5 protein-coding genes are annotated in these 5,031 nt (G+C 51.3%); all 5 read right to left on the reverse strand.

Annotated elements, in window-relative coordinates; genetic code table 11:
* Nucleotides 1-317: 317 nt before the first annotated feature.
* The 5 genes from B2899_RS17860 to pxpB are packed head-to-tail and all read right to left on the reverse strand — an operon-like array spanning nt 318 to nt 4,899.
* The gene (locus B2899_RS17860) at nt 318-1,109 is read right to left on the reverse strand and encodes a putative hydro-lyase (protein ID WP_146811209.1); all 792 of its coding nucleotides are present in this window, start codon (nt 1,107-1,109) and stop codon (nt 318-320) included.
* A 31-nt stretch (nt 1,110-1,140) separates the two neighbouring features.
* Nucleotides 1,141-2,331 carry an NRAMP family divalent metal transporter gene (locus B2899_RS17865; RefSeq protein ID WP_146811208.1) on the reverse strand — a complete coding sequence of 397 codons (1,191 nt, stop codon included), beginning with the start codon at nt 2,329-2,331 and terminating at the stop codon, nt 1,141-1,143.
* Between the two features lie 50 nt (nt 2,332-2,381).
* Nucleotides 2,382-3,146 carry a LamB/YcsF family protein gene (locus B2899_RS17870; RefSeq protein ID WP_146811207.1) on the reverse strand — a complete coding sequence of 255 codons (765 nt, stop codon included), beginning with the start codon at nt 3,144-3,146 and terminating at the stop codon, nt 2,382-2,384.
* Nucleotides 3,147-3,169: 23 nt separating this feature from the next.
* Entirely contained in the window at nt 3,170-4,168 is a 999-nt protein-coding gene (locus B2899_RS17875; RefSeq protein ID WP_286887524.1) for a biotin-dependent carboxyltransferase family protein, read from the reverse strand.
* Complete coding sequence (gene pxpB, locus B2899_RS17880; protein WP_286887526.1) at nt 4,165-4,899, reverse strand: 5-oxoprolinase subunit PxpB; 735 nt, start codon at nt 4,897-4,899, stop codon at nt 4,165-4,167. Before pxpB ends, B2899_RS17875 begins: the two co-directional genes overlap by 4 nt.
* Nucleotides 4,900-5,031: the final 132 nt, after the last annotated feature.

Consider the following 5,031-nt stretch of genomic DNA (forward strand, 5'->3'; position numbering starts at 1 on the left):
ATAGCAGGAATGACCGTTTATTTTTCATTTCTGTTAGGGTATTTAATTATTTTTATTATCAATATCACATTTCCATTAAATAGAGAACAGTTTACTTTTGCCTTAACTTGTTTATTTGCATTAGTTGTCATATCTTACTCTGCAACGATTATAAAATTGAAGAGACAGTATTAGAATATTGAAATTTATGTTTAACCGAGCGAGCCTTGAAAATAAGAAAAATAAAGAAGGAAAGAGGATCTGAAGCAAAAAAGACCTGTCTCCGCTTCCCATACGGAAAGCGTGACAGGTCTTTCATTTCTTTACGATGGCTCTATTTAAAGTACGCTATACTGCTCTTCATGCATATCTGTGATAAACATATGTCCCGGCGCGTGCGTAATCATAATCTCCGGCTTCACATGCATGGCCACCGCCTGCGGCGTTACCCCGCACGCCCAGAAAACGGGAACTTCCCCTTCCTTCACGGTCACACGGTCCCCGAAGTCCGGCTGGTCGATATCCAGGATGCCGATAGATGCCGGATTCCCGATATGAATGGGTGCGCCATGCACCGCCGGAAAGCGGCTCGTTACCTGGGTGGCACGCACGACGTCTTTCTCAGGAACCGGACGCATGCTTACAACCATAGGTCCTTCAAACGGTCCGGCTTTCACGCATGGAATGTTCGTTTTGTACATCGGTACGTTGCAGCCTTCTTCAATGTGACGCACCGGAATGCCGTTCCTAAGCATCGCTTGCTCGAACGTAAAGCTGCAGCCCAGCAGGAACGCGACCATATCGTCTTCCCAATAGGATGTAATGTCCGTCACTTCGTCCACCAGCTCTCCATGTCTGTACACACGGTACGCCGGAACATCAGTACGAAGATCGGCTCCCGGCGCCACCAGCTGCGGCACCGGCGATCCGGCTTCTGTAACATCCAGCACCGGGCATGGTTTTGGGTTGCGCTGACAGAACAAAAGAAATTCAAACGCAAGTTCTTTCTTCAAAATCGCCAGGTTAGCCTGCGTATAGCCCGCGGCCATTCCGGACGTCGGTTTGCGCCATTTCCCCTCCCGGATGAGCGCTCGTGCTTCAGACGGAGTCAGTGCGGCTACATTCTGCATCTTTCTTTCCTCCTGTATTATGATTTATTTCTTACGCAAAAAGCTTCGGAAGTTCTGTGAACATTGTCATACCGCTCATAATCGCCATTACCACAACGATTACCGCGCCGAAAATCGTCAGCCAAAGCGGGTGCTTATAGTCGCCGACGATTTTTGTTCTATACGCGGCCACAAGAATCACACCGAGCGAAATCGGCAGAATCATCCCATTTAATGCACCAACGAGAATCAGCACATTTACCGGCTTACCAATTAAGACAAATACAATAGTAGAAATAGCAATAAAGGCAATAATAATCGCGCGATGATATTTCTCCAGCGTAGAACTGAATGTCCGAATAAACGATACGGATGTATATGCAGCGCCGACAACCGATGTAATGGCCGCCGCCCACATAACGATGCCGAAAATTTTGTAGCCGATGTTGCCGGCCGCAAGCTGGAAGACGGATGCCGGCGGATTTTTCGGATCAAGCGCCAGGCCCTGCGCTACAATACCAAGCGCCGCCAGGAACAATACAATGCGCATGATGGAAGCAATACCGATAGCAGATACGGCGCTTCGGTTAACTTGAGGCAGCGCTTCTCTTCCCTTAATGCCCGCATCCAGCAAGCGGTGTCCACCCGAAAATGTGATATAACCGCCAACCGTTCCGCCGACCAGTGTAACGATAGCCAAAAAGTCAACCTTCTCCGGTACAAATGTTCTTACAACCGCTTCTCCAAGCGGCGGTTGTGATGTAATCGCTACGTAAACCGTAAGACCAATCATGACGAAACCCGCAATCTGAGCAAAGCGGTCCATCGCTTTTCCAGCCTCTTTGATAACAAAAATCGCAATTGCGATAATCCCGCTTATAAGTGCTCCCATCTCCGGCGTAATGCCGAACAGTACGTTCAGACCGAGACCGGCTCCCCCGACGTTTCCTATATTGAATGCCAGGCCCCCGATTACGATTAGAAACGCAAGAACGTAGCCGAGTCCCGGCAGCACCATATTGGCAATGTCCTGCGCCCGCTTCTCCGACACAGCGATAACACGCCAGATGTTCATCTGCGCACCGATATCCAAAATAATAGATACCAGAATAACGAAACCGAAGCTTGCCGCCAATTGGCTGGTAAACACGGTTGTTTGTGTAAGAAAGCCCGGTCCGATTGCCGATGTCGCCATCAAAAATGCAGCGCCGAGCAGTACGCTTGCGGTTCCTTTTTTGTCCATGATGAATCCCCCTTTAGTTGCGATGTAGAATTGGTGTATAACCGGTATGATTATTTACTTCCAACGGCCTGGACAGATACGTCAGCCTGTCGCAGTAACTCCCGAATGGTTCTGGCAAACTCAAGCGCATGGGCGCCATCGCCATGGATACAGACGGTATCTGCCTGAATGTTGATATCCTGCTTCTGCATGGTGTACACTTTTTTCTCTTTTACCATACGAACAACCTGATGCACTGCCTGCTCGGTATCCGTAATCAGCGCATCCGGCTCCCGGCGCGAGGTCAGCGTGCCGTCAATCTGGTACGTACGATCCGCAAACACTTCGTTCGCCGTACGCAGGCCGATTTTCTCCCCGGCTTTCACCAGCTCACTGCCGGATAGGCCGAACAAAATCAACTCCGGATCTACCTTGTAAACCGCTTCAGCAATTCCTTCCGACAAACCCGGATTCTTTGCGGCCATATTATACAACGCGCCGTGCGGTTTGACGTGTTGCATCCGGCCGCCGGATGCTTTAACGAATCCGTATAATGCGCCGATCTGGTATACGACCATGTCGTACGCTTCCCGCGGCGTTATATCCATGTTGCGCCGTCCGAACCCTTCCAAATCGGGAAGGCCGGGATGTGCACCAATCGCCACTCCTTTTTCAAGTGCCATATCCACTGTGCTGCGCATGACAGCCGGTCCGCCGGCATGAAATCCGCAGGCGATATTGGCCGACGTAACATACGATAGAATCTCTTCGTCTGATCCCATCCGGTATGCTCCGAAGCTTTCACCCATGTCGCAATTGATGTCTACTCGATACATACGCTTCCTCCTCTACACTGCTTTTATCGATAACGCAGGGCAATGCCCTGTTTTACCTGTTGAATCTGCTTCTCTCGTGCAAGATAGAGCGCTTCCGCTTCTTCAAGTGAAACCTCCTGAAAACGAATCTTTTCTCCCGGTTTTACCTGAGCTATCACAGGCAAATCAACAGAGATAATCTGGGCGATTTTCGGATAGCCGCCCGCGGTCTGCCGGTCCGCCAGCAGCGCAATCGGCTGTCCCTCCGGCGGCACCTGCACCGTACCGAACGCCACCGATGATGAGAGCATTTCCAGCGGTTCCGTAAGCGAAAGCTCCGGTCCCTTCAGACGATACCCCATCCGGTCGGATTGCGGTGTAACCTGAAACGTTGAAGCAAAGAACGCTTCCCTGCTTTCCTTCGTAAACCGGTCGAACTGCGCACCGCGCAGCACACGGACGGTCGGATTCACATCATAGTCCGGGAATACGTCTACGCTTATGCTCCATCCTGACGCAATCGTATCACCCCCCTGAGCTGAAAGCTTCTGCATTTTCCATTCCGCCCGTTCAGAAGGCTGACCTGCTTCCAGCACATCCCCTTCTTTTAGCGCCCGCCCCTGATATCCACCGATACCAGCGCGCAAATATGTACTGCGGCTTCCCAACACTTTCTCTACGACAAACCCGCCCGCCATTGCCAAATACGCGCGGCAACCGGACACACAGCCACGGAAGTTCAAAATGCTGCCTTTCTTTATATACACGGGACGCCATTGCGGAATAGATTGACCGTCCACCTCAGGCGACAAATCGGCACCACAGACAGCAACCAGTGCACTTTCTTCAAATTCTAATTTTGGACCCATTAAAGTAATCTCCAGCCCTGCTTCGCCTTCATCATTGCCGACCAGCAGATTGGCCATTCGCAGCGAGAACGTATCCATCGCACCGCTTACGATCACGCCGCGCTGCTGGAATCCATACCGTCCCAAATCCTGTATGCTTGTCAGCAATCCCGGGCGCAGCACTTTTACCCTCATTCACCTCCCTCCTTCCATTCATCGTATTCATGCCGGGAAATTGCCCGGAAACGAATGCGATCGCCTGCCGTAAGCAGTGTCGGCGAATCGCTGTCCGGAACAAACAGCTTAAGCGGAGTCCGTCCGATAAGTTGCCAGCCTCCCGGCGTTTCAATCGGGTAGACACCTGTCTGTTTCCCGGCAATACCGACCGAGCCGGCGGGAATAGAGAGGCGGGGCGATGGGCGGCGCGGCGCGGCAATTGCCTCCGGCATGCCGCCGAGATACGGAAAACCGGGCGCGAAGCCAATCATGTATACGAGATATTCCGCTTCGCTGTGAATGCGTATGACTTCTTCCGGCGTCAGCCCGTTATGTTTGGCTACAAACTCAAGATCGGGGCCAAATTCTTCTCCATAGCAGACAGGAATCTCGATCACGCGCGTCGGCACGTCCGCTTCCGCTTCTATATCTGTGAGCGTGTCTTTCAGCAAGCTGCACATCTGTTGATAGGGGGAAGGCGGAGCTAATGTTTTGTTTTCCGTCAGGCGTATGCCCATTTCTTTCAGTACAAGACACGGATCGTAAAACACCGTGACCGTTGTAAAAGCGGGAACATATTCTATCATGCCGGGAATGGGCCGCTCCGCAAGCCGCATGGACAGCGCTTTTACTTTGCGGTGTACATCCTCTGAAATCTCGTCTCCCAATTCAATTACCACCGCAGCGTCTCCTAGCGGGAGTAATTTCATGCGTCTTCACCTCGCTTTTTTCTGTGAAAATTGTGAGGAAAGAAGGAGAGAAAGAGGAAAGGAGATCCGGGGAAGAAACAGGCGTTCGCCTTTTTCCACATTGAAATCCTCTCCTCATTCTTTCCTCTCTTT

This window comes from Aneurinibacillus sp. UBA3580, from assembly GCF_002375825.1.
GTDB classification, from domain to species: domain Bacteria; phylum Bacillota; class Bacilli; order Aneurinibacillales; family Aneurinibacillaceae; genus Aneurinibacillus; species Aneurinibacillus danicus.

What these genes read in the sequence shown, in the direction of transcription:
- B2899_RS17860 (WP_146811209.1), bottom strand. Translation starts at nt 1,109, where the DNA reads ATGCAGAATGTAGCCGCACTGACTCCGTCTGAAGCACGAGCGCTCATC.
- B2899_RS17865 (WP_146811208.1), bottom strand. Translation starts at nt 2,331, where the DNA reads ATGGACAAAAAAGGAACCGCAAGCGTACTGCTCGGCGCTGCATTTTTG.
- B2899_RS17870 (WP_146811207.1), bottom strand. Translation starts at nt 3,146, where the DNA reads ATGTATCGAGTAGACATCAATTGCGACATGGGTGAAAGCTTCGGAGCA.
- B2899_RS17875 (WP_286887524.1), bottom strand. Translation starts at nt 4,168, where the DNA reads ATGAGGGTAAAAGTGCTGCGCCCGGGATTGCTGACAAGCATACAGGAT.
- pxpB (WP_286887526.1), bottom strand. Translation starts at nt 4,899, where the DNA reads ATGAAATTACTCCCGCTAGGAGACGCTGCGGTGGTAATTGAATTGGGA.